This is a genomic window from Pseudonocardia sp. Ae331_Ps2, from assembly GCF_001932405.1.
Lineage (GTDB): Bacteria > Actinomycetota > Actinomycetes > Mycobacteriales > Pseudonocardiaceae > Pseudonocardia.
Genome location: NZ_MCIM01000001.1, coordinates 3,444,632 through 3,468,590, shown reverse-complemented (window position 1 = coordinate 3,468,590; position 23,959 = coordinate 3,444,632). Strand labels below are relative to the sequence as shown.

The following is a 23,959-nucleotide window of genomic DNA, read 5'->3' as shown; positions in this document are numbered from 1 at the left end:
ATGAAGATCTACGACATCACCCTGCCCATCCACCCCGAGATGCTGCACTGGGGCCGCAAGCCCGAGGTCGAGGTCGTCGAGTCACTCGCGGCCGGTGACGCCTCGAACGTGACCCGCTGGCGGATCGGGGCCCACACCGGCACCCACGTCGACGCGCCGGCGCACTTCGTCGACGGGGCGACACCGATCGACCAGGTCTCGCTCGACTCGCTGGTCGGGCAGGCCGTGGTGGTCGACATGACCGGTCTGACCGCCGACGTCACCGCCGCGGACCTGGAGGCCGCCGGCGTGGCGGGCGAGAGGCGGATCCTGCTCAAGACGTCCAACTCGGCCGGCATCCTCAAGGAGACCGAACGGGCGCCCAGCTGGATCGGGCTGGCACCGGACGCCGCGACGTGGCTCGTCGCGCACGGCGTCGAGCTGATCGCGATCGACTACCTGACCATCGAGGGCCACTCGCGGACCGACAGCTGGGACGTCCACCACGAACTGCTCGGCAACGGCGTGCTGATCCTCGAGAACGCCGATCTCGACGCGGTCGAGCCCGGCCGCTACGAGCTGGTCTGCCTCCCGGCGAAGCTCGCGGGCGCGGACGGCTCGTTCACCCGCGCCATCCTGATCGAGCGGGATCGGGTGTGACGACCCGGGTCGCGATCGCGGCACCGCACGTCGCCGGGGTCGACGCGGCGCGGGCCGTCACCGGCCGCGGCGGTGGCGCGCTCGACGCGGTGATCGCGGCCGCGGCAGCGCTGACGGTCGCCTATCCGCACCAGTGCTCCGTCGGAGGGGATCTCGTCGCGGTGGTGCGGCCGGCGGGCGGAGCCCCACGCGCGGTGCTCTCCGTCGGTGCGGCGCCGGCCGGGCTCGACGTCGGCGGGCTGCGGGCCGCCGGCCCACGGATGCCACCCGGTGGCCCGCTGTCGGTGACCGTGCCGGGCTGCGTCGCGGGCTGGGCCGCGGTGCACCGGCTCGGCGCTCGCCTCGACCTCGCCGAGCTGGTCGCACCGGCGGTCGAGCTCGCCCGTCGCGGCGTGGGCGTGAGCGCGGGACTCGCCAGGGCGATCTCCCGCCGCAGCGCCGTCGTCGAGGCCGATCCCGGCCTGTCCGCGCTGCTGCTCGACGACGCCGGCCGGCCACGGGGGCTCGGCACGACGATCACGCAGCCGGCACTCGCCGCCACCCTGACCGCCGTCGGCGCCGGGTGGCGCACGTTCTACACCGGCGCGGTGGGTGCCCGCCTGGTCGCGGGCCTGCGCAAGCTCGGCTGCCCGCTCACCACCGACGACATGGCCGCCCACGCCGCCGAGGACGGCCCGGCCCTGTGCCGCGACGCGCTCGGCGCGACCTGGTCGGTGGCACCGCCGCCGAGCCAGGGGGCGTCGTTGCTCGCGATGCTCCGGTCGGACGGGGACCGACTCACCACCGCCCGCCGGGCGGAGCTGGCGCGCGACACGCTGCTCGGTGACCCACGGGGCGGACCGATCGACGTCGCCGGCCTGCTGCTGGAACGGGAACCGGCCGGGACGCCGGTCGCCCCCGGCCCCCGACCGGCCGGGGACACCGTCGCCATCACGGCCGTGGACGACACGGGTACCGCGGTCTCGTTGATCCAGAGCGTCTACCAGAGCTTCGGCGCCGGCATCCTGGAACCGGAGACCGGTGTCGTCCTGCACAACCGCGGATCGGCGTTCGCCCTCGACCCGGCGCACCCCGGAGCGGTCCGGCCCGGACACCGCCCCCCGCACACCCTGTGCCCGGTGCTCGCCGAGCGCGGCGACGACGTCGTCGCGCTCGGCTGTCAGGGCGGCCGAGCGCAGGCGTGGATCCTGGCCCAGACCGCCGAGGACGTGCTCGGCACCTCCGATCCGGCCGGGGTCCTGGCACGCCCGCGCTGGGTGATCGGATCACGCGACCTCGGCCGGGAGCGGCCGTCACTCGTCCTGGAGCCGGGCGTCCCCGACGCCGAAGGGCTGTCCGCCGCGGCCCGTGCGCTGTCACTCGACGTGGACACCGTGCCCGAGCTGCACGACGACGCGGGACACGTGCAGGTCGCACGCCTGCGGGCCGGGGTGCTCGATGCCGCGAGCGACGTGCGTGCCGACGGCGCCGCCGACGTTCTCGGTGGTGGCTGAGGGCTCGGATCACGGTCGCGGGAGGGCCACTGGACCGCCCGGTACGGCGTCGGCGACGATCGGTTCCCACAGGATCCGACGACGACCCGGAAGGCGGCACCCGACGGTGCGACTCGACCCCACGACGGCGGCCGGCAGCGACTCCCCCATCGGCGCGGCGCTGGCGCTCGCCGGTGAGCGGGACCCGGCCCGGAACGCGACGCACCCGCTGCTGGACCTGTCGCAGGCCGCGCCGCCGTACCCGCCGGCACCGGAGGTCGTCGAACGGGTGGTGGAGGTGGCCCGGGACCCTGCCCTGTCCGGCTACGCGCCGGTGCCCGGCATCGCCCCGCTGCGCCGCGCGGTCGCCGAGGAGCTGGCGCGCGACTACGCCGGGGACGTGACGCCGGACGACGTCGTCGTGACGGCGGGCTGCAACCAGGCTTTCGCCGTGGTCGCCGACGCCCTCGCCGGGCCGGGCGACGAGGTGATCTCGCCGCTGCCCTACTACTTCAACCACGACATGTGGCTGCGCATGCGTGGCGTCACCCCGGTGTACCTGGAGCCGGACGCGGACCTGGTTCCCCGGGCCGCCGACGCCGCAGCCCTGATCACCCCGCGGACCCGGGCGATCGTGCTGGTCAGCCCCGGCAACCCGAGCGGGGTGACGGTGCCGCCGGAGGAGATCGTCGCGTTCGCCGAGCTGGCGCGCCGCCACGATCTCGCGCTGGTCGTCGACGAGACCTACCGCTCGTTCCGGCCCGACGCGCACGCCCCCGCGCACCCGCTGTTCGCCGACCCGTCGTGGCGCTCGACCGTGGTCAGCCTGCACTCCTACTCCAAGGACCTGGCCATCCCGGCGTACCGGGTCGGGTCGGTGATCGCGGGTCCCGAGCTGCGACGCCAGGTGCTCAAGCTGCTCGACTGCGTCGCCATCTGCGCACCGCGGGCCGGACAGGAGGCCGCGGTGGCCGGGCTCACCCGGGCCGGGGCGTGGCGGGCCGACCGGGTCGCGGAGATCGCCCGGCGACGGGAGTGGGTCGGGTCCGCGCTCGCCGACCGGCCGGGCGGGTTCGAGATCGCCGCGCTCGGCGGCTTCTTCGCCTGGGTGCGCCACCCGTTCCCGGACCGCCCGACCCTCGACGTCGTCCGGACACTGCTGCTCGACCACGACACCCTGACGATCCCGGGCACCGCGTTCCTGCCCGACGACCGGCAGATGCTGCGGCTGTCGGTGGGGCGGGTGGACGAGGCCGCCGCGGCGCTGCTGGCCGAGCGGCTCACCGAGGCCGGGCGGCGGGCGGGAGTCGTGACCGGCTGACCCGGCCGGGGGCCTCGGCGATCGGCGTGGCCGCGGAAGAGACCCGGGCGCCGCGGTGTTCGGCCGACCATGGACACCGGACTGCGCACCGGCACCGCGGCCGGCCGCTGGGTCATCACGGCCTGCGTGCTCGGCTCGGGCATGGCGATGCTCGACAACACCGTCGTCACGATCGCGCTGCCCCGCATCGCCGAGGACCTCGGCGCCGGTTTCGCGGGGCTGCAGTGGACGGTCAACGGCTACACCCTGACCCTGGCCGGGCTGATCCTGCTCGGCGGCTCACTGGGTGACCGGTTCGGCAGGCGGCGGATCTTCGTGACCGGGGCGGTGTGGTTCGCGCTGGCCTCACTGCTGTGCGGGCTGGCGCCGAGCGTCGAGGTGCTCGCCGCGGCCCGGGCGTTGCAGGGGGTCGGCGGTGCGCTGCTGACCCCGGGCAGCCTGGCGCTGATCTCGGCGTCGTTCCACGGTGCGGACCGGGCGGCGGCGATCGGGGCCTGGTCCGGGCTCGGCGGGGTCGCGGGGGCGCTGGGCCCGTTCGTCGGCGGGACGCTCGTGGAGTGGTCCTGGCGGGCGGTGTTCCTGATCAACCTGCCGCTCGCTGCGGTCGTCGTCGCGGTGGCGGTGCGGCACGTGCCCGAGTCGCGTGACCCCGACGCCGCGCACCGGCTCGACGTCCCGGGCAGCGTGCTCGCCGTCGCCGGGCTGGCGTTGCTGACCTGGGCCGGGACGGCGGCCGGCTCCGGTGCGTCGCCCGGGCTGCAGGTGTGGGGCGCGGGCGTCGCCGGGGTGGCGGCGCTGGTGGCGTTCGCGCTGGTCGAGCGGCGCAGCCGGTCCCCGCTGGTCCCGCCGGAGCTGTTCACCGGCACCGGCGACGCCGGGGACGGGCGCCGGTTCACCGGCGCGAACGTGGTGACGGTGGCCGTCTACGCGGCGCTGGGCCTGCTGTTCGTGCTGCTCGCCGTGCAGCTGCAGATCGTGGCCGGGTTCTCCCCGTTGCTGGCCGGGACCGCGACGCTGCCGGTCACCGTGCTCATGCTGCTGCTGTCGGCCCGCGCCGGGCGGCTCGCGACGCGCACCGGCCCGGCACCGCTGGTCACCGGCGGGCTGCTGCTGGCCGCGGCCGGGATGCTGCTGGCGTCACGGATCGGGCCGGGAGCGGGCTGGTTCACCGACGTGCTCCCGGCGACGGCGCTGGTCGGGCTGGGGCTGTCCGCGGCCGTCGCGCCGCTGACCACCGCGGTGCTCGACGCGGCGGCGGACCGGCACGCCGGCGTCGCGTCGGGGGTCAACAACGCGATCGCGCGGGCGGCCGGCCTGCTCGCGGTGGCGGCCGTGCCCGCCATCGCGGGGATCCGCGGGGACGCCCCGGCCGACCCGGCGTCGTTCGGGCCGGGGTTCACCGTCGCCATGACGATCGGGGCAGGGCTCCTCGCGGTCGGCGCGGCACTCGCCGCCGCCCTGTTGCGGGGTCGCCCCGCGTCTCCGGTCGCAGCTCCGCCCGCCTAGCGGCGACGCGAGGTTCCCGCGGCGACCACCCGGTCACGCCGACCGCGGGGCTCAGCCCCGGACGTCGACCGCGATCAGCTCTGCGGTCCGGCAGGCCAGCGCGACCAGCGCGAGCGTCGGCCCGACCGCCCCGGCCGACGGGAACACCGCACTGGAGGCGATGTGCACGTTCGGCGTGCCGTGCACCCGGCACGCCGGGTCCACGACCCCGCTGCGCGGCGAGTCCGACATGCGCAGCAGGCCCATCTGATGGGTGCCGTCGGTCATGTCCATGTCGTGCACGCGCTCCACGTCGGACAGGTCGACGTGGGCGATCCCGGTCCGCTCCAGCTCCTTGCCGATCAGCGACAGCGAGGTCGCGATCGCCTCCCGGTCGCCGGCGGAGACCCGGTAGTCGACCCGCAGCCGGTGCTGGCCCAGCGCGTCGCGCTCGCGGTCGAGCGTGACCCGGTTCGCCGGGTCGGGGGTCTGCTCGGCGTCGAACCGCAGCCGGCAGTGCGCGGAGTCCAGCGGCATGAACGACGGCAGCCGCCGTTCCCCGGTGATCCGCGGCCGCGCCCAGCCGCGGGCGAACCGCGCCACCCGCAGCGGGTCGGCGGCGACGTTGCGCATGTGGTGGCCGATGTCGGTGGTGTGGCTGTACTGGGCGTGTGTCCCGGCGGCCTTGAACCCGGCACGGAGCTTGCCCAGGCCCCAGTAGGTCAGGGCGAACGTCGACAGCAGCGCGTCGCCGTGCTCGGCGTCCTTCGGGTCGGCGAACCACAGCGCCGCCTTCAGGTTGCCCAACCGGTGGTCGGCCTGGGCCTGCGGGGACAGCGAGAGCATCCGGCGGGCGTAGACGCCGTCGTCGGTGGGCAGGTAGCCCAGGCCCAACGCGCGCCCGGCCGTGGTCAGCTGCAGCCGTCCGACCTCGCCCACCGGGTGGGTCATGTAGTGCCGCCCGACCTGGCCGTACTCGTCGCCGATCCCGGCCCCGGTCCCGGTGCCGCCGTAGCCGTCGGAGGCGAGCAGGATCCGGACCGACTCCAGACCACCCGCCGCGACGACGAAGTGCTGCGCCCGGATCCGGATGTCGCACCCCGGCCGCGGGACGACGACGGCCTCGGTCGCGGTGCCCGACACCGGGTCGCGCTCCAGGCGGGCCACGGTCGCGTGCAGGAACAGCCGGATCCGGCCAGCCTTCGCCATGTTCTCCACCGTCGGCGCGAACGACGTCGGCGGGCTCCAGCGCCACAGGTCGTCCCAGCGCAGGGTGTCGCTGCGGAGCCCGGGCGGGGGCGCCGGGAAGCCCGACTCGGCGGCCGAGTACTCGCAGGCACCGGCGTCGAGGTGCCGCTGGGCGACCGGGTACCAGGCGCGCAGCTCGTCGTGCGGGATCGGCCACGCGGCGCCCGGCATCCACTCGCGGTCGGCGAAGTCGATGTCGTCGAGCGGGGCGCAGCGGCCGCCCCAGACCAGCGAGGTGCCGCCGAGGCGCTTCTGCCGGACGGCGTCGACCGGGTCGTGCTTGCCCCGCCCGCTGATCCCCCGGTAGGTGTCGCGGGCCGTACGGCTCAGGCCCGGGCCGCCACCCTCCAGGACGACGACGCGCAGGCCGCGGTCGGCCAGCTCGGTCGCGGCCGCGGCCCCGGCCGGACCGCTGCCGATCACGCAGACCTCGGCCTCGAAGATGGAGCCGGGGAGCGCGCGCCGGGTGTCGATGAGCATGGAGGGCGGTTCCTTCCGAACGTGGTGCGGTACTGCCGTTGATGGTGCCCCGGCTCCGCTGTGAGGACGCTGTGGCTGCCCCTACCCTCCCGTCCCCCGGTCGTGCCGACCCCGCCCGGTACCGTGTTGCCCGGTTCACACGGTTCGTATCCGGAGGAGCACGGTATGGGACTCGCCGCCATGGCGACGACCGCACGGGGGATGGCCGCGACGGTCCGGGTCCTCGGGCGCGGGGAGCTGGGCCGCTTCACCGGCGGCGACCGCTCGGAGGTCGCACGGTTCGAGTCCGAGCTCGCCGGGTTCCTCGGGACCCCGCACGCACTGGCCGTCAACAGCGGCACCAGCGCCCTGGTCGCGGCGCTGGTCGGCGCCGGGATCGGCCCCGGCGACGAGGTGCTCGTCCCCGCCTACACCTGGGTGTCGACGGCCGCCGCGGCGCTCGCCGTCGGCGCCGTGCCGGTCCTGGTCGAGGTCGACGCCTCGCTCACCATGGACCCGGCCGACCTCAAGGACCGGATCACCCCGCGCAGCCGGGCGGTGCTGCCGGTGCACATGCTCAACCACGTCGCCGACATGGACGCGATCATGGACGTCGCGGCCGCCCACGACCTCGTCGTGATCGAGGACGCCTGCCAGGCCATCGGCGTCACCTACCGGGGGCGCCCGGCCGGGTCGATCGGCCACGCCGGGGCCTTCAGCTTCAACCAGCACAAGAACATCCGCTCCGGCGAGGGCGGCGCCCTGGTCACCCGGGACCCGAAGCTGTTCGAGCGGGCGTCGATGTACCACGACGTCGGCAGCTACGAGCGCGCCGGGTTCGCCGGGGCCGACGCGGACCTGATCGTCGGGGTCAACCTGCGGATGCCCGAGCTGTCCGCGGCGGTGCTGCGGCCGCAGCTGGCCGGGCTGCGTGCGCAGATCGCCCGGCGCAGGCGGCACCGCGACATCATGCTCTCGGCGCTGTCGGACCGGATCGGGCGTGACCTGCAGCCGGTGCCGCACCACGACCCGGCGAACGCCGCCGGGCTGGCGCTGGCCTTCGCGACCCCCGAGGCGGCCGCGGAGTTCGGTGCCCGCCGCGGCGTGCACCGGCTGATCGACACCGGGCGGCACGTCTACACGAACTGGCGCTCGCTGCAGGCCCGCAACCCGCTGCACCCCGGGTTCGACCCGTACGCGGCGAACGGCACCGAGATCGACCACGGCCCCGGCGCCTGCCCGCGCACGCTGGAGATCCTGGCCCGGACCTGCGTGGTCGACCTCGCTCCCGAGCTGCCGACGCCGGCGTTCCGACTGCTCGCCTCCCGCACCGCGGGCTGAGCCGCCCGCGCCCTGCCGGCGGGATCCTCCTCCCCGGCGGGCCACCTCCGGCGACGCCGCGGAACCACTGATCCACATGTCGGACACCCCGCGGCGGGCGCGTCCGGACAGCATTGGCCCGGTCACGCACCGTGTTCCCATGGAGCGGACGGTGACCGGGTCGGGCTTCGTCCCCGAACGGGCGACGGCTACCGTGACCAGCGTGCCCGAACGCCACGACGACGCCACCGTGACGGCGTGGGCGTTGGCCGCGGGGGCCGGTGACACCGCCGCGCTCGCGGAGTTCGTGCGGGCGACCCAGGTCGACGTCCACCGCTTCCTCGTCCACCTCGCCGGCCGCGACGACGCCGAGGACCTCGCGCAGGAGACGTTCCTGCGGGCGCTGCGGTCGCTGCCCTCGTTCGCGGGCCGCTCCACCGCCCGCACCTGGCTGCTGTCGGTCGCCCGCCGGGTCGCCGTCGACGCGGTGCGCACCGCGGTCCGGCGGCCCCGGGTGCGCGACCTCGGCGAGGACACCCAGGACGTGCTGGAGCGCGCGGTGCCCCGCACGGGCGCGCAGGAGGCCGTCCTGCTGCGGACGCTGATCGACGCGCTGCCCGACGAGCGTCGCGAGGCGTTCGTCCTGACGCAGGTCCTGGACCTGGGCTACGCCGAGGCCGCGCAGGTCTGCGGCTGCCCGGTCGGCACGATCCGGTCCCGGGTCGCCCGGGCCCGCGAGGACCTGCTGCGCGCCCTCGGCGAGGACGGCACCGGGACCGCCGGGGCGCCCGCCTCCGGTGTCCGGCGCGCCGCCCGCACCTGAGCCCGCGCCGCGCCCCGGCCCACTCCACCCCGGCCCGCTCTGCCCGACCGCTCCACCCGGACCGCCGCCGCGTGCCGTCCCCCCACGACGGGGGTGACCGGCGTCGCACCCGCCGGAGGGGTACCGGCGGGAACCGGACGGGCCGCGCCGACGACCACTCCCGTCGTGCGCCCCCGCACCTCCCCCGCCCCCGAGGAGGACCTGTGATCTCGTCGTTGCCGCTGGCCTGGGCCCTGACGGCGTTGTTCGCCGCGACCGGGTTCTACGCCCTGGCCCGCTGGGCCACCGCGGTCTCGGAGCGCCGCTCCGCCGCGCACCGCACCGCGGAGCTCGCCCACCTGCTGATGAGCGCGGCGATGGTCGTCATGACCTGGACCTGGTACGGCAGCGCCGGCCTGTGGACCCAGATCGTCCTGTTCGGTGTCCTGGGCGTGTTCTTCCTGGTCACCGCCTCCCGCGGGATTCCCTGCGGCCCCTCGGGACGGCTCGCGGGCGCGGCGCACGCGCTGATGGCCGCGGCGATGGTCTGGATGCTGGCCGCGATGCCGCTGATCATGGCCTCGCCGGCGGAAGCCGCGGGCGGCGGCGGTGCCCACGCCCACCACGGCGGCGGCGACGCCATGGACATGTCCGGGACCGCCCACGCGGCGGGCCCGGCCGGATGGGCGGTCTCGGTGACCGTGGCGCTGTGCGCCGTGCTGCTGGCCGCCGCCGGGTACTGGGGTGCCCGCGCGCTGAGCCACGACCGCGTCGCCGGGGACCCGCTGACCCCCGACGACGCCCGCGCGACCGGCGACGCGACCGACCCCGCCGCCTGCGACTGCGCCGACCCCGCCGGGGGCACGGCGGTCGGTGCCGCGCGGACGGCGCCGGCCGAGGTCGGTGGGACGGCAGAGGCGACGGGCACAGCGGGCACGGGGGGCACGACCACCGCGGTCGCCGAGCGGGTCGAGGCCCCGACGGCACCGGCGCGCCGGCTGGGCGCGCGCTCCGACGCCGCCTGCCACGCGGCGATGAGCCTCGGCATGGTCGTCATGCTCGCGGCGATGGTGGCGGGCTGGTGAGCGCCGGCCTCGACACCCGGCCCGGGACTCCCGTCCCGCCGCCCGGGCGCCCGCCGCTGTTCCGGGGCCTGAAGGGCCTCGTCACCCGGATCCACTTCTACGCCGGGCTGTTCGTCGGCCCGTTCCTGCTCGTCGCGGCCCTGACCGGGCTGCTCTACACGCTGTCGCCGCCGATCGAGCGCTGGCTCTACGCCGACGCGCTGACCGCCCCGGTCAGCGGCCCGGAGCTCCCGCTGTCCCGGCAGGTCGAGGCGGCCGTCGCGACCCAGCCGGGCCTGCCCGTCACCGAGATCCGGCCCGCGCGCGAGCCCGGTGCGACGACCCGGGTGTCGTTCGACGCCGACCTGCCCGAGAGCTACAGCCGTACCGTGTTCGTCGACCCGTACACCGCGCAGGTGCGGGCCACCCTCGACACCTACGCCGAGTGGCTCCCGGCCCGCGGGGTGATCGACAACCTGCACCGCTCGCTGCTGCTGGGCCCGCCCGGGCAGGTCTACACCGAGCTCGCGGCGTCCTGGCTGGCCGTGCTCACGCTGTCCGGCCTCGTTGTGCAGGTGACCCGCCGGGTACGACGACGCCGTGAGCGGCTGCTGCCGCGGACCGGCGGCTCGTCGCGGTCGCGGCTGCGGTCCTGGCACGGCGCGGTGGGCGTCTGGGCCTCGGTCGGGTTCCTGTTCCTCGCCGCGACCGGCCTGACCTGGTCGCAGTTCGCGGGGGCCAACGTGAGCGCGCTGCGCACCGCCCTGGACTGGACGACGCCGTCGGTCAGCAGCACGCTGCCCGCCGCCGGTGGCGACGCGACCGCGCCCGTGGCGGGCTCCGCGACGGGCGCGGTCGCCCCGCAGGCGGTCCCCGCCGTCGCCCAGCGGGTCCTCGACGCCGCCCGCGCCGACGGCCTCGCCGGGCCGGTGGAGCTCACCCCGGGCGACCCCGGGGAGGCCTGGAAGGTCCAGCAGACGGTGCGCAGCTGGCCGTCGCAGCAGGACTCCGTGGCCGTGGACCCGGCGACCGGGACGGTCACCGACCGGCTCGCCTTCGCGGACTGGCCGGTCGCGGCGAAGCTCGCCCGCTGGGGCATCGACGCGCACATGGGCCTGCTGTTCGGCACGGTCAACCTGGTGGCGCTCGCCGCGCTCGCCTGCGCCGTGGTCGTGCTGGTCGTGTGGGGCTACCGGATGTGGTGGCTGCGCAGACCGACCCGGCCTGACGGTTCGCGTGGCCTCGCCGGACCGCCCGGGTCGCGGGAGCGGCCTTCCCCCGCCGCGGTGGCGCTGGTCGGGTTCGCCGCGGTGGCGGCCGGGCTGGTCCTGCCGGTGCTGGGGGTCTCGCTGATCGTGTTCCTGCTCGTCGACGCCCTGGTCTCGGCCCGGCGCGATCGGCGGGCCGCCGAGGTGGCGGGCTGACCCGTCCGGGGTGTGGGCGGGCGGGACCCGGGCCGACCGGGTAGACCTGGGGACCCGTCCCCCGTGAAGGAGTCCCCCCGTGTTCCGGACCTCACCCGCCCCCTGGACGACGGCGGACATCCCGCCCCAGCAGGGCAGGACCGTGATCGTCACCGGCGCCACCAGCGGCCTCGGGCTGGAGACCACCCGGGCCCTGGTGCAGGCCGGTGCACGCGTCGTGCTGGCCGTGCGGAACACCACGCGCGGCGAGGAGATCGCCTCCGAGCTGGGTGGTGCGGTCTCGGTGCGCCGGCTCGACCTGGGCGACCTCACCTCGGTCCGCGAGTTCGCCGCCGGGTTCGAGGGCACCGCCGACGTGCTCGTCAACAACGCCGGGCTGATGGCGGTGCCGTTCTCCCGCACCGCGGACGGCTTCGAGACCCAGCTCGGTGTCAACTTCCTCGGCCACTTCGCGCTGACCGGTCTGCTGGCCGACCGGATCACCGACCGCGTCGTGACGCTGTCCAGCGTGGTCCACCGGATGGGCCGGATCGGCATCGACGACCTGAACTTCGAGCGTCGCCGCTACGAGCGCTGGACCGCCTACGGCCAGTCGAAGCTCGCCTGCCTGATGTTCGCCTACGAGCTGGAGCACCGGTTCGTGGCGGCCGGGTCGCGGCTGCGCTCGATGGCCGCACACCCCGGGTACGCGGCGACCAACCTGCAGTCGCGCACCGAGTCCGTCCAGGACGCGCTGATGGGCGTGCTCAACAAGGTGGTCGCCCAGTCCGCGGTGGCCGGGGCGCTGCCGACGCTGTTCGCCGCGACCGTCCCGGATCTGCCCGGCGGCGCCTACATCGGACCGGACGGCATCGGCGAGACGCGCGGCAACCCGCGCCCGGTCGGGTCCACCGCGGCCTCGCACGACCGGCGGATGCAGCGGGCGCTCTGGGAGCGCGCCGAGGAGCTGACCCGGGTCACGTTCCCGCTCTGAACCGACGGTGGTGCGGGGCCCGGTCGCGCCGGGCCCCGCACCAGCCGGACGCTCAGAACTTGGAGACGCGGGTGAAGTTCTCCGGGACGATCAGGTCGTCGCGGGAGAGCTCGTGGATCGACTTCTTCCCCAGGCCCAGCAGCGCCTCGTCGATGCCCTTGTAGAGGACCGACAGGACGTTGGTGACCCCGCGCTCGCCCTGCGCGGCCATGCCCCACAGGTAGGCGCGGCCGATGAGGACCGCGCGGGCCCCGAGCGCGAGCGCCTTGACGACGTCGCCGCCGCGGCGGATGCCGCCGTCCATCACGACCTCGACCTGGTCCCCGACGGCGTCGACGATCGCGGGCAGCGCCCGGATCGCGGCCGGGGTGCCGTCGAGGTTGTTGCCGCCGTGGTTGGACACCGAGATCGCGGTGGCGCCCGCGTCGACGGCGCGGCGAGCGTCGTCGGGGTGCATGATGCCCTTGACCATGAACGGGCCGCCCCACTTCTCGCGGAGCCAGGCGATGTCGTCCCAGGTCGGCAACGGGGTGGTCCACCAGACGCCGTAGGCGCCGAAGAAGGTGGGGGCCTCACCGCCGCCGGGGGGCGCCATGTTCGGGGCCTTCAGGTCCGGGATCCTCCCGGACTTCGCCCAGTCCAGCAGGTAACGCGGCTTGGTGATCATCTCGGGCGCGAACTGCAGCGCGGCCTTGACGTCGACCTTCTCCGGGATGGGCGGGCTGCCCCAGTCACGGCGGGTGGCGAAGGTCCAGTCGAGGGTCACGATGAGGCCCTTGGCGCCCGCCCGCCTCGCACGCAGGGCGCGCTCGAGGATGTCCTCCTTGGACCCGGCCCAGTAGACCTGGAAGAAGACCTTGTCGTGGACGGCGCAGACGTCCTCGACCGAGCGGGACGCGAACGACGACAGCCCCATGGCCGTCGACACGGTCTGCTCGGGGTTCAGCGGGTTCTGGATGTTGGAGCTGTGCGCGGCCCGCGCGACGGCGACCTCGCCCTCCGGGTCGACGGCCTGGACGCCGGTCGGCGAGATCAGGACCGGGAGGTCGATCTCCTGGCCCATCACGGTCGTCTTCTGGTCCCGCTGCGGCGGGAGCCCCGCGATGTGCGGGCGAAAGCCGAGCTCGTCGAAGGCGGCGACGTTGTCCGCCAGCGTGATCCCCTGCTCCGCGCCGGCGACCAGCGCGTAGTAGACCGACTTCGGCAGGCGCCTGCGCGCCCGTCGCTGCGCCTCCGCGACCGTCTCGAACCAGTCCTTCGTGCTCGCCATGGCTGCCCCTTCGCAGTCGGAGGTGTGCGCCCGGCCGTCGTCGGTCACGGCCGGTCCGACACGCCGACCGGATACGAAACGGTCCCACGTGGCGGTTCTCACGCACGGTAGCGTTTCGGCACCGAGTGCCACAATGACACCCACCCACAGCCCGTCCGATCGGCGAGGGTACGACCCTCCGCCCGACCAGCCACGACGCCGACCCGGTCCGCTCCCCCCGGCCGGACGGCGCCGCTGACACGACCGGCAGCCACGACTCGTGACGCTCCGCTGTCACGCCCCCTCCGACGGCCCACCCCGGATCGTGTGGGGCGCGAGGCGGGACCGGCCGTCGGTGACGCTCCGCGGTCTCGCTACGGTGTGCCCGCAGTCACCGGTCAGCGGGCGGTGTGCCCGCGGCAAGGAGGAGCCGTGTACAGCCACGCGCGGGGTGGGCACGCTTCGGGCGCGACGCCCGGCCCGGTCGGCCATGTGCTGCAGCCCGGGTACGGCGCCGCGAGCAACCACCGGCCCATCGGGGTCCCGGGTCAGCTCCGCGCCCCGGAGCCGCCGCAGCCGTCCCCCGCCGCCCCGGCGGGGACCCGGCTCACCGTCCTCGCCGTCGACGACGAGGAACCGGCCCTGCTCGAGCTGGCGCACCTGCTCGGCGAGGACCAGCGGGTCGAGACCGCGCTGACCGCGCCGAACGCCACGGAGGCGCTGCGCATCCTGCACGGCTCGCAGGCCGACGCGACCACCCCGACCGTCGACGTCGTGTTCCTCGACATCCGGATGCCCGGCCTCGACGGCCTGGAGCTCGCCCGGGTGCTGAACGCGATGGCCGACCCGCCGCCGGTGGTGTTCGTGACCGCCCACGACGACCGGGCCGTCGACGCCTACGAGGTCGGTGCCGTCGACTACCTGCTCAAGCCCCTGCGCACCGAGCGGCTGTCCGGCTCGCTGGACCGCACCCTGGCACTGCGCGCGGCCCGGCGGGCCGAGAACGGCCCGCCCGCGGCGCCCGCCCGCCACGGCGCCGATCCGGGTGGCGCGGCCGCGCCACCGGTCGCCCGCCGGGGCGCCCCGGCCGCGACCACCGACGACGAGGTCGTGCCGGTGGAGCTGGCCGGCACCACGAAGCTGGTCCCCCGCTCCTCGATCCGGTTCGTCGAGGCCCAGGGCGACTACGCCCGGCTGCACACCAACGAGGGCAGCCACCTGGTCCGCATCCCGGTCTCGGTGCTGGAGGAGCGCTGGGGCGAGGCCGGGTTCGTCCGGATCCACCGTGCCTACCTGGTGTCGCTGCCGCTGATCACCGAGCTGCGCATGTCCGGGTCGGGGTACGTCGTCCGCCTCGGCAACGGGCCCAGCGCGGTCGAGCTGCCCGTCAGCCGCCGGCACACCGCGGGCCTCAAGCGGATCCTGCGGGGCCGGCCGCCGCGGCCGCAGCGCGGGCCCGAGGACGGCCCGGACGGGCCCGTCGTCCCGCGCTGACCCGGGGCGGATGACCGCGGCGGGCCACGGCCCGTCGCATCACCGACACGCCCGGTGACCGTTCGGACTGCCGTGCGTGATCCTGTCGCCTAGCCTGGTGACCGGTGTCCATCTCGGGTGAGTTCTCGCACGTCCTGTCCGTCACGAACCGTCGTCGCCCCGGGTGGCGCGCACGTCCGCCGGTGCTGCTCCTGGCGCTGCTGACGGCCTGCGCGGTGGTCGCGGGCTGTTCCTCCGCCGCTGCCCCGGCCCCGGCCGCGCCGCCCCCGCCGGCCCCCGCGCAGCCGGCGCCGACCTCCGCCGCGCCCGCGGTGCCGGAGCTGCCCGGCGGCGGCACCGAGGTCTTCCCGGGCCGCCGGATGGCCGCGCTCTACGGCCACCCGGGCACCCCGTCGATGGGCGTCCTCGGCGAGCAGGACCTGCCGCGCTCGATCGCCCGCGCGAAGGACCTCGCCGCCGACTTCCAGCCGCTCGTACGCGAGCCCGTCGTGCCGGCGTTCGAGATCATCACGACGGTCGCCGACCGCGTCCCCGGCCCGGACGGCGACTACTCCGCGGAGATGAGCGTCGACGAGCTGCGGCCGTGGGTCGAGCAGGCCGGGAAGGCCGGCGTCTACGTGGTGCTGGACCTGCAGCCCGGCACCACCGACTTCACGACCCAGGCGAAGCGTTACGCCGAGCTGCTCGCGCAGCCGCACGTCGGGCTCGCGCTCGACCCCGAGTGGCGGCTGGAGCCGGGCCAGCGTCACGGCGCGCAGATCGGGTCCGTGACCGCAGCGGAGATCAACCGGACCTCGGAGTGGCTGGCCGCGCTGGTGCGCGAGAAGGGGCTGCCGCAGAAGGTGTTCCTGATCCACCAGTTCCGGGTCTCCATGATCTCCGACCGGCAGACCGTGGTCACCTCCCACCGCGAGCTCGCGACCGTGCTGCACGCCGACGGTTACGGCACCCGCCAGGAGAAGACCGAGACCTGGAACGCGCTGCACGCCGCGCCCCGCCCGCAGGGTCTGTGGTGGGGCTGGAAGAACTTCATCGACGAGGACCGGCCGACCTTCACCCCGCGTGAGACCTATGCCGTCCGGCCCGAGTCGCCGGTCTTCGTGTCCTACCAGTGACGGGTGTGTCCCCCCTGTCCGGAAGCCCCTCCCGGGTGGGTGGCCGCCCATCGAGATCGTGATCACGGCAAGTACTCTCACCGGAACCCGAGCGCCGTCGTCGCCGCCGGGTGCGCAGGCACGTGCCGCTCCTCCGCGCGGCACGGCCGTCCTGCCCGTGCCGACCAGTGAAGGGGGTGCTCCGGGTGGACGAACGACCGCCGGAGGGCTCCCGCCCGACCGGTCCGGACCGGCCACGACGACCCGGCCCTCCCGATCACGCCCGCCGCGACGACCGTCCGCACCTGCGGGACGAGGCACGGCACGGCGGCCCGCCGCCCCGGGACCGCGCCGAGGTCCCGCCGCACGACCGTCGCGACACCCCGCCGCCGCACCCCCGTGGCGGCGCCGCTCCCCCACCCGGGTCTGCCGGGGCCCCGGCCCCGCAGTCCGGTAGGCCCGGCGACCGCAGACCACCCCGATCCGGCAGGCCGCCCCAGGAGCCGTCGGGCGGCCCGCGACGTCCCGGGCCGCCCGCCACCGGTGCGCCGCGTCCGCCCGCCGGTGACCAGCGCCCGGGAACCGGTCCCGCGGCGCGTCCCGACCGCGGGCGTCCCGGCCGGCCGGACGGAGCCGGGCGTCCCGCCGAGGACGAGTCCTGGCTCCCCCGGCGCGAGCGCGAGGCCCGGGCCGCCGCCCGGCGGGCCGCCGCCTGGACGTCCCGGTCGACGCGGTCGGAGGCCCCGGGCCGTGGTGGGCACAGCGACAGCAGGCCCACCGACATCCGGTCCATCCGCGCGACCCGCCGCGGCATCGGAGAGACCGTGAAGGTCCCCGGCCGGCCGGACACCGCCGCCGAGCACCGGCGGCACCGCGCGTCCGAGCCCGACGCCCCGCCGCAGGAGCGCGACCGCGCGGCCCGGCTGAGCGGCGAGCTGCCGATCGTCCCGCGCCGGCCCGGCGACCGTCCCGGTGGCGCCGTGTCCGGTGGCGCCGTGTCCGGTGGTTCGCGCCCGGACGCACCGTCGCGCCCCGGCGCACCCTCGGCCCCGAGCGGCCCGGGGCGGTCCGGACCCGGGCCGGTGCCGCCGGGTGGGCCCCGGCACCCCGGTGACGCCCGTCCCGGTGGCCCCGGCGGCCCCGACCCGCGTTCCGGCGGCCGGCCCGGCGGTGCCCCCGGTGCCCCCGGTGCCCCCGCCGGATCCGGTGCGCGGTCCTCCGGCGCGGTCCGCCCGGACGCCGTCCCCGGCCGGCCCGACAGCGGCAGGCCCGAAGGCGGCCGGCCGGACGGCCCGCAGGGGCGACCTGCCGACGCACGCCCGGCCGGTCCGGGTGGCGCCACACCGGAACCCGCGCGCGACGCCGCACGTCCCGCCCCGCCGCGGCCGCCGCGCCCCGGCCTGGCCGCCGGTGCCGCGGCAGGCACAGCAGGCACGGCAGGCTCCGCAGCGGCCGGCGCCGCGGCATCCTGGAACCGGCCCGCCCGGGACGGCAGCGTCGACGGCCACGGCGACGACGACTACGGCGACGGCGAGACCGCGCTGGCCCCGCCCGCCGGCCCGCCGGCCGCGCCCGACCCCGCGCGGCGCACCCTCGCCGCCGCACTCGGCCTCACCGCGGCGTCCACCGTGGTGCCCGGCAGCGGCCATCTCGCGCTGCGCCGTCGTCGTACCGGCGGGCTGATCCTCGGCACGCTGGTCGCGATCGTCGTCGGGCTGGCGGCGGTGGCGCTGCTGGCCCGGCGGTCGACGCTGCTGCAGAACCTGTTGTCGACGACCACGCTGACCGTCATCGCGGGCGCGCTGGTGGTCGCCGGCATCGCCTGGATCGCCCAGGTCGCGCGGACCTACGCGCTGGCCCGGCCGCGCGGGATGCCGCTCGGCCAGAAGATCGTCGGCACCGGGACAGCGGCCCTGCTGTGCCTCGCCGTCGCCGTCCCGTTCGGCTACGGCGTCGAGCTGGTCAACTCCCAGCGCGGGCTGCTGAACTCGCTGTTCCAGGGCGGCGGGACCTCGGCGGCCGAGGCGCTGGGCAAGCCCCGGCTCAACGTGCTGCTGCTGGGCAGCGACGCCGGCGACGACCGGACCGGCACCCGTACCGACACCATGATGGTCGCCAGCATCGACACCCGCTCCGGCCGGACGACGCTGTTCAGCCTGCCCCGCAACATCCAGCGGGCCGAGTTCCCGCCGGGCAGCCCGGCCGCGGAGAAGTTCCCGAACGGCTTCCACGACCCGTCGCAGCCGTTGTCGGGCGACTACCTGCTCAACGCCATCTACGCCTACGCCGAGCAGCACCCGGAGATCGCCCCGTCGGGACCGACCTCCTCGCCCGGTATCAACCTGCTCCAGTCCTCGATCGCGTACATGACCGGCCTGCCGCTGGACTACTACCTCGAGGTCAACATGGCCGGGTTCTCCTCCATGATCGACGCCGTCGGCGGGGTCACCGTGAACGTCGGGCCCGAGCCGATCCCGGTCGGTGGCGTCACCGCGTTCGGCCGGCACGTCACCCCGGACCGCTACATCAGCCCCGGGGTGCAGACCCTGGGCGGCGAGGACGCGCTGTGGTTCGCCCGTTCCCGCCGTGACGGCACCGACTACCAGCGAATGGGCCGCCAGCGCTGCCTGATCCAGGCCGTCATCTCGCAGACGACCGCGACCGAGCTGATCTCCCGGTTCCAGAGCATCGCCGCGGTGACCCGGGACAACGTGGCCACCGACATGCCCCAGCAGGTGCTGCCCGCGCTGGCCGTCCTGGCCGACGAGGGGTTCCGGCTGGAGAGCGTCGCGTTCGACCCGTCGCTGCCGGACCCGAACTCCTCGACGGGCTACTTCGTCACCGCCGACCCGGACGTCCCCTACATGCGCGAGGTCGTCCGCAACGCCATCGCCGACCCGCCCCCGGAGCCGGCGCCCGGGACCGCACCGTCACTCGCCGCCCCGACGACGCAGCCGTCGACGAGCTCGGAGTCGTCCCGGTCGTCCCGGTCGTCCTCGTCGAGCGCGTCGCCGACCCCCGACCCGGCCGCGGCCCGGCCGCAGTCGGTCGAGGAGTCCTGCGCAGCGACCGGCGCGGCCGACGTCCCCGCCGGGGCCGAGCCCGGGAACTCGCAGGAGCCGTCCGCGACCGGCTCCGAGCAGGTCGACGGTCTCCGCCCCGACCAGAACTGAGCCCGCCGCAGCCGAGCCGTCACGGTCGAGGCCGTCGGAGCCCCGCTGCGGCCGCCCGGCGGCATCTGTGGCACACACGGCTGCGGTCCGCTCTTCCGTCCGCCGTACCGAGATGATGAAGTGAGGGTCACCTGTGAAGTGGAAAGGCGGCCCTTCCGTGCGACGAACGCTCCCCCTGTTCTCCGGCCTGCTCATCGTGCTGATGCTGCTGGCCGGATGCGGCTCACCAGAGCCCGGGACCACACCGTCGGGGACCACCCCGTCCGGGGACGGTGCGTTCCCGGTGACGGTCCCCACCGCGTTCGGCGACGTCACCGTCCCCGAGCAGCCCCGCCGGGTCGTCGCCCTCGGGTGGAGCGACGCCGAGACCGCGCTGGCCCTGGGCGTCGAGCCGGTCGGGGCCGCGGACTGGCTGGCCGTCGGCGGTGACGGCCTCGGACCGTGGGTGCAGGCCCGCTACACCACCCCGCCGCAGATCCTCGGCACGCTCGAGGTCGACCTGGAGGCCGTCGCGGCCCTGGACCCGGACCTGATCCTCGACACCCGCTCCTCCGGCGACCGGGAGCGCCACGACCGGCTGACCCAGCTGGGCGTGCCGGTGATCGGCATCCCGGCCGGCGGCGAGAACTACAAGACGACCTGGCGCGACCAGCTCCGCATGGTCGGGGCCGCGGTCGGCAAGCCGCAGGAGGCGGCGCGCGCGCAGGCCGACCTGGAGCAGCGCTTCGCCGACGCCCGCGCGCAGCACCCGCAGCTGCAGGGCGCCACCGTCGTGTCCGGGGCCCGCAACACCCTCGGCGAGTACGCCGCCTACACCGGCGACTCCGGGCGCCTGGCGTTCCTGAAGGAGCTGGGCATGGTCAACGCCCCGCAGATCGAGTCGCAGCGCACCGACGGCTTCTCGGTCCCGATCTCGCGGGAGCGGATGAACCTCCTCGACGCCGACGTCACCGTCATGCAGGCGATCTCGAAGGACACCTCGGCCATCGCGAACGACCCGCTGTGGAAGGCCGTGCCGTCGGTCGCCGCGGGGCGCGGTGTGCTGCTGTCGGACCGCGACGTGTCCCAGGCCTTCTCCAGCGCCTCGGTCGACGGCTGGCGCTACGCCCTCGACCGCACCGTGGGCCAGCTCGCGGACGCAGCGGCGAAGGCGCGGTGACCGCCCCGACGGCCACGCCCACCGTCCCGTCCCCTCCGGATGCGCCGGCGACGGTCCAGCGGCGGCGGTGGCCCGCCGTGGCCGGCCTGACCGTCGCCCTGCTGGCCGTGGCCGCGCTCGGCCTGCTGGTCGGTGCCCGGCCGCTCGCGCCGGGGTTCGTGCTGGACGTGTTGACCGGGGCCGTCGACCGGACCTCCCCGGACGCGCTCGTGGTCACCGAGGTGCGGCTGCCGCGCACGGTGCTGGCGGTCCTGGCCGGGGCCGCGCTCGGTGTGGCCGGAGTGCTCGCCCAGGGCATGACGCGCAACCCGATCGCCGAGCCCGGCATCCTCGGGCTCAACACCGGCGCCGCCCTGGCCGTCGTGCTCGGGATCGCGCTGCTCGGCGTCGACACCCTCAGCGGCTACGTCTGGTTCGGCTTCGCCGGGGCGGCGGTGGCGGCCGTCGTCGTCGCCGGGGTGGCCGGCATCGGCCGCCGCGGCAGCGTCTCCCCCGCGACACTCGCCCTGGCGGGCGCCGCGCTCGCCGCGGGCCTGCAGTCGATCACCATCCTGTTCCTGCTCACCGACCCCCAGGCCTTCGACGACTACCGGTTCTGGCAGGTCGGCTCGGTCGCCGGCCGGGACCTCGGGATCGCAGCGCAGGCGGCCCCGTTCGTCGTCGCCGGGCTCGCACTGGCCCTGACCTGCGGTCCGCGGCTGAACGCGCTGGCGCTCGGCGACGACGTCGCCCGGTCCTTCGGCCGCCCGGTCGGGACCGACCGCGCCGTGTGCGGAGTGGCCCTGGTCGTGCTGGCCGGGGCCGCGACCGCAGCCGCGGGGCCGATCGCCTTCCTCGGGCTCGCCGTGCCGCACCTGGTGCGCCGCCTCGCCGGGACCGACCACCGGGTGGTGCTGCCGCTGGCGGCGCTCGCCGGACCCGTCCTGCTGCTGGCCGCGGACGTGCTCGGCCGGGTCGTCGCCCCGCCGGGCGAGGTCCAGGCCGGGGTGGTGACGGCCGTCGTCGGCGCCCCGCTGTTCGTCGCGCTGGTCCGGCGGCGGAGGTTCCTGCGATGAGCACCGGGACCGTCCCCGTCGGGGATCCCACCGCGGTGCTGCGCCGGATCCGGGCCCGGGCCCGGCGCCGTCGTACGACGGCCGGGCTCGCCGTCACCGTCGCCGTGCTCGCCGCGTTCGTCACCTCCCTCTCGGTGGGTGCACAGGGCCTCGGGCCCGGCGACGTGCTGGCCGCGCTGACCGGGCTCGGCACGCCGCGCACCGAGCTGGTGGTGCTGCGGCTGCGGATGCCGCGCGCGTTGACCGCGCTCCTGGTCGGCGCGGCCCTCGGCCTGGCCGGGGCGCTGTTCCAGCGGGTGCTGCGCAACACCCTGGCCAGCCCGGACGTGATCGGTGTGGGTGCCGGCGCCGCCGTCGGTGCGGTGACCGCCTCGATCGTGCTCGGTCTGTCCGCCACCGGGACCTCGGCCGGTGCGGTGCTGGGCGCCGTCGCGGCGGCGCTGCTCGTCGCCGTCCTGGCCCGCCGCGACGGCCTCGGCGGTACCCGCTTCGTGCTGGTCGGGGTCGGGATCGGGTCGGCCGCGATGGCCGTCGTCTCCTACCTGATGATCACCGCGTCGCTGACCACGGCGCAGCAGACACTGGTCTGGCTGACCGGCAGCGTCACCGAGACCGGCTGGTCGACCGCGGTCCCGCTGGCGACGGCCTGCGCGGTGCTCGTACCCGCGGCGCTGCTGCTGGCCCGTGCGCTGCCCCGCCTGGAGCTCGGTGACGACACCGCGACCGCGCTCGGGCTGCCCGTCGGCCGGGCCCGGGGCGCGCTGCTGGCGGTGGCCGTCCTGCTCGTGGCGGCCGCGGTCGCCGCGGCCGGGCCGGTGTCGTTCGTCGCGCTCGTCAGCGGGCCGCTCGCCGCCCGGCTCGCCGGCCCCGGGCGGGCGTCGCTGCCGCACGCCGCCGGTGTCGGGGCCGCGCTGGTGCTGTTCGCCGACGTCGTCGCCCGCACGCTGATCGCCGAGGTCGCCCTGCCCGCGGGTGTCGTCACCGGTGCGATCGGCGCCCCCTACCTGCTGTGGCTGCTCGCCCGCTCCCGGACCGGAGGAACCCCGTGACCACCCCCGCCACCGTGCCCGCCGGGCCCGCACTGGACGCCGACGGCCTGGTCCTGCGCTACGACGAGCGCGTCGTCGTCGACGGCCTGACCGTGCACGTCCCGCCCGGCCGGATCACCGTGATCGTCGGCCCGAACGCCTGCGGCAAGTCCACCCTGCTGCGCGGGCTGGGCCGGATCGTCGCCCCGGCCGCCGGGACCGTGCGCCTCGACGGCACCGACGTCCGGTCGCTGTCCGGCCGCGAGCTGGCCCGCAGGCTCGGGCTGCTCCCGCAGTCCCCGACCGCCCCGGACGGCATCACCGTCGCCGACCTGGTGGAACGCGGCCGGTCCCCGCACCAGGGCTGGTTCGGCGGCCGCGGCGACGCCGACGACGCCGCCGTCGCCGAGGCGATGCGCGCGACCGGGGTGCTGGAGCTGGCCGACCGCCCGGTCGACGAGCTGTCCGGCGGTCAGCGCCAGCGTGTGTGGATCGCGATGGTGCTGGCCCAGGACACCGGGGCCCTGCTGCTCGACGAGCCGACGACGTTCCTGGACCTGCCGCACGCGGTGGAGGTGCTGGACCTGCTCGTCGACCGGAACCGGGAGCGGGGCAGCACGGTCGTCGTCGTCCTGCACGACCTGAACCTGGCCTGCCGCTACGCCGACCACCTGATCGCGATGGCCGACGGTGCGATCGTCGCGCAGGGCCCGCCCGCGACGACGATGACCGCCGACCTGGTGCGCCGGGTCTTCGGGATGGAGTCGCGGGTGGTGCCCGACCCGGTCGCGGGCACCCCGATGATCGTGCCCGTCGGACGGCACCACCCGGTTCCCACGCCGGCCGCCCCGGCCCCCGAACCGGACGCGGTGCGGACCGAGGACGAGCTGCGCGAGGTGGTCGCCGCGCCGCACCCGATGGTCGCGGGCAAGTCCACCGACCGGGTCGACGAGGTCGCCGCCCGGTTCGTCGCCGCCTCCCCGCTGGTGTTCCTGGGCACCACCGCGCCGGACGGCACGGTCACGGTGACCCCGCGCGGCGACGCACCCGGCTCGGTCCGGGTGCTCGACGGCGGCCGGCGCCTCGCGGTCCCGGAGCGGCCGGGCAACCGGCGCGTCGACAGCATGCGCAACCTGCTCGCGCACGACGGCATCGGACTCACCTTCTGCGTGCCGCGCGCCACGCACGTGCTGCGGGTGCACGGCCGCGCCCGGGTGACCCGCGACCCCGCGGTGCTGGCGCTGTGGGGCCCGGCCGACGCCGAGGGCCAGGGCCCGGCCGCGCACCGGCCGCCGCCGCTCGCACTGCTGGTCGACGTGCACGACGCCTACGTGCACTGCGGCCGGGCGCTCGCCGCCGCCGGGCTGTGGGACCCCGACAGCTGGGACGGCGACGACGTCCCGGGGGTGAAGGAGCTGGCCGACGCCGCCCGGGCCGACCGCGCGAGCCGCGCCGAGGATCCCGACACCGTCGGACCGGCCGCGCGGGTGTGAGCGGGGC

At 76.2% G+C, this 23,959-nt stretch carries 18 protein-coding genes; 16 read left to right on the top strand and 2 right to left on the bottom strand.

The window, feature by feature from the left end; genetic code table 11:
- The 4 genes from Ae331Ps2_RS16680 (at nucleotide 1) to Ae331Ps2_RS16665 (ending at nucleotide 4,938) form a co-directional block, all read left to right on the top strand.
- A complete protein-coding gene (locus Ae331Ps2_RS16680) occupies nucleotides 1-639 on the top strand; it encodes a cyclase family protein (protein ID WP_075307848.1) in 639 nt (212 codons plus the stop codon).
- Nucleotides 636-2,132, top strand: coding sequence for a gamma-glutamyltransferase (locus tag Ae331Ps2_RS16675; RefSeq protein ID WP_075307849.1), 1,497 nt, complete (start codon nucleotides 636-638; stop codon nucleotides 2,130-2,132). Before Ae331Ps2_RS16680 ends, Ae331Ps2_RS16675 begins: the two co-directional genes overlap by 4 nt.
- A 106-nt stretch (nucleotides 2,133-2,238) precedes the next feature.
- On the top strand, nucleotides 2,239-3,432 hold the full coding sequence (locus Ae331Ps2_RS16670; RefSeq protein ID WP_075307850.1) for an aminotransferase: 1,194 nt from the start codon (nucleotides 2,239-2,241) through the stop codon (nucleotides 3,430-3,432).
- Nucleotides 3,433-3,501: 69 nt separating this feature from the next.
- Nucleotides 3,502-4,938, top strand: a complete 1,437-nt coding sequence (locus tag Ae331Ps2_RS16665; RefSeq protein ID WP_020628367.1) for an MFS transporter — start codon at nucleotides 3,502-3,504, stop codon at nucleotides 4,936-4,938.
- Nucleotides 4,939-4,989: 51 nt separating this feature from the next.
- On the opposite strand, the gene Ae331Ps2_RS16660 is transcribed toward Ae331Ps2_RS16665, so the two are convergent.
- Nucleotides 4,990-6,645, bottom strand: a complete 1,656-nt coding sequence (locus Ae331Ps2_RS16660; protein ID WP_020628368.1) for an FAD-dependent oxidoreductase — start codon at nucleotides 6,643-6,645, stop codon at nucleotides 4,990-4,992.
- Between the two features lie 165 nt (nucleotides 6,646-6,810).
- Here Ae331Ps2_RS16660 and Ae331Ps2_RS16655 point away from each other — a divergent pair, with 165 nt between their 5' ends.
- The 5 genes from Ae331Ps2_RS16655 to Ae331Ps2_RS16635 all read left to right on the top strand — a co-directional run bounded on the left by Ae331Ps2_RS16655 (nucleotide 6,811) and on the right by Ae331Ps2_RS16635 (nucleotide 12,207).
- Complete coding sequence (locus tag Ae331Ps2_RS16655) at nucleotides 6,811-7,965, top strand: DegT/DnrJ/EryC1/StrS aminotransferase family protein (protein ID WP_020628369.1); 1,155 nt, start codon at nucleotides 6,811-6,813, stop codon at nucleotides 7,963-7,965.
- A gap of 202 nt (nucleotides 7,966-8,167) precedes the next feature.
- On the top strand, nucleotides 8,168-8,767 hold the full coding sequence (locus Ae331Ps2_RS16650) for a sigma-70 family RNA polymerase sigma factor (protein ID WP_051050517.1): 600 nt from the start codon (nucleotides 8,168-8,170) through the stop codon (nucleotides 8,765-8,767).
- 203 nt (nucleotides 8,768-8,970) lie between these two features.
- Nucleotides 8,971-9,831 (top strand): DUF5134 domain-containing protein, encoded by an 861-nt coding sequence (locus tag Ae331Ps2_RS16645; protein WP_075307851.1) that lies wholly within the window; start codon nucleotides 8,971-8,973, stop codon nucleotides 9,829-9,831.
- On the top strand, nucleotides 9,828-11,234 hold the full coding sequence (locus Ae331Ps2_RS16640; RefSeq protein ID WP_083695644.1) for a PepSY domain-containing protein: 1,407 nt from the start codon (nucleotides 9,828-9,830) through the stop codon (nucleotides 11,232-11,234). The genes Ae331Ps2_RS16645 and Ae331Ps2_RS16640 overlap by 4 nt, the downstream gene beginning before the upstream one ends.
- 79 nt (nucleotides 11,235-11,313) lie before the next feature.
- The gene (locus Ae331Ps2_RS16635; protein WP_075307852.1) at nucleotides 11,314-12,207 is read left to right on the top strand and encodes an oxidoreductase; all 894 of its coding nucleotides are present in this window, start codon (nucleotides 11,314-11,316) and stop codon (nucleotides 12,205-12,207) included.
- 52 nt (nucleotides 12,208-12,259) lie between these two features.
- Here the strand turns inward: Ae331Ps2_RS16635 and mftD are convergent, their stop codons facing one another.
- The gene (mftD, locus tag Ae331Ps2_RS16630) at nucleotides 12,260-13,477 is read right to left on the bottom strand and encodes a pre-mycofactocin synthase MftD (protein ID WP_075312226.1); all 1,218 of its coding nucleotides are present in this window, start codon (nucleotides 13,475-13,477) and stop codon (nucleotides 12,260-12,262) included.
- A 621-nt stretch (nucleotides 13,478-14,098) separates the two neighbouring features.
- Here mftD and Ae331Ps2_RS16625 point away from each other — a divergent pair.
- The 7 genes from Ae331Ps2_RS16625 to Ae331Ps2_RS34280 all read left to right on the top strand — a co-directional run bounded on the left by Ae331Ps2_RS16625 (nucleotide 14,099) and on the right by Ae331Ps2_RS34280 (nucleotide 23,952).
- Nucleotides 14,099-14,950, top strand: coding sequence for a LytTR family DNA-binding domain-containing protein (locus tag Ae331Ps2_RS16625; RefSeq protein WP_233147732.1), 852 nt, complete (start codon nucleotides 14,099-14,101; stop codon nucleotides 14,948-14,950).
- A 104-nt stretch (nucleotides 14,951-15,054) separates the two neighbouring features.
- Nucleotides 15,055-16,065 carry a hypothetical protein gene (locus tag Ae331Ps2_RS16620; protein WP_249265594.1) on the top strand — a complete coding sequence of 337 codons (1,011 nt, stop codon included), beginning with the start codon at nucleotides 15,055-15,057 and terminating at the stop codon, nucleotides 16,063-16,065.
- A gap of 185 nt (nucleotides 16,066-16,250) precedes the next feature.
- A complete protein-coding gene (locus tag Ae331Ps2_RS16610) occupies nucleotides 16,251-19,217 on the top strand; it encodes an LCP family protein (RefSeq protein ID WP_139318790.1) in 2,967 nt (988 codons plus the stop codon).
- Between the two features lie 157 nt (nucleotides 19,218-19,374).
- Nucleotides 19,375-20,376, top strand: a complete 1,002-nt coding sequence (locus tag Ae331Ps2_RS16605; RefSeq protein WP_139319225.1) for an ABC transporter substrate-binding protein — start codon at nucleotides 19,375-19,377, stop codon at nucleotides 20,374-20,376.
- Nucleotides 20,377-20,453: 77 nt separating this feature from the next.
- Complete coding sequence (locus Ae331Ps2_RS16600; protein ID WP_075307855.1) at nucleotides 20,454-21,431, top strand: iron ABC transporter permease; 978 nt, start codon at nucleotides 20,454-20,456, stop codon at nucleotides 21,429-21,431.
- A complete protein-coding gene (locus tag Ae331Ps2_RS16595; protein WP_075307856.1) occupies nucleotides 21,428-22,480 on the top strand; it encodes an iron chelate uptake ABC transporter family permease subunit in 1,053 nt (350 codons plus the stop codon). The genes Ae331Ps2_RS16600 and Ae331Ps2_RS16595 overlap by 4 nt, the downstream gene beginning before the upstream one ends.
- The gene (locus tag Ae331Ps2_RS34280) at nucleotides 22,477-23,952 is read left to right on the top strand and encodes an ATP-binding cassette domain-containing protein (protein ID WP_337819528.1); all 1,476 of its coding nucleotides are present in this window, start codon (nucleotides 22,477-22,479) and stop codon (nucleotides 23,950-23,952) included. The genes Ae331Ps2_RS16595 and Ae331Ps2_RS34280 overlap by 4 nt, the downstream gene beginning before the upstream one ends.
- Nucleotides 23,953-23,959: the final 7 nt, after the last annotated feature.

What these genes read in the sequence shown, in the direction of transcription:
- Ae331Ps2_RS16665 (WP_020628367.1), top strand. Translation starts at nt 3,502, where the DNA reads ATGGACACCGGACTGCGCACCGGCACCGCGGCCGGCCGCTGGGTCATC.
- Ae331Ps2_RS16595 (WP_075307856.1), top strand. Translation starts at nt 21,428, where the DNA reads ATGAGCACCGGGACCGTCCCCGTCGGGGATCCCACCGCGGTGCTGCGC.
- Ae331Ps2_RS16655 (WP_020628369.1), top strand. Translation starts at nt 6,811, where the DNA reads ATGGGACTCGCCGCCATGGCGACGACCGCACGGGGGATGGCCGCGACG.
- Ae331Ps2_RS16680 (WP_075307848.1), top strand. Translation starts at nt 1, where the DNA reads ATGAAGATCTACGACATCACCCTGCCCATCCACCCCGAGATGCTGCAC.
- mftD (WP_075312226.1), bottom strand. Translation starts at nt 13,477, where the DNA reads ATGGCGAGCACGAAGGACTGGTTCGAGACGGTCGCGGAGGCGCAGCGA.
- Ae331Ps2_RS16660 (WP_020628368.1), bottom strand. Translation starts at nt 6,645, where the DNA reads ATGCTCATCGACACCCGGCGCGCGCTCCCCGGCTCCATCTTCGAGGCC.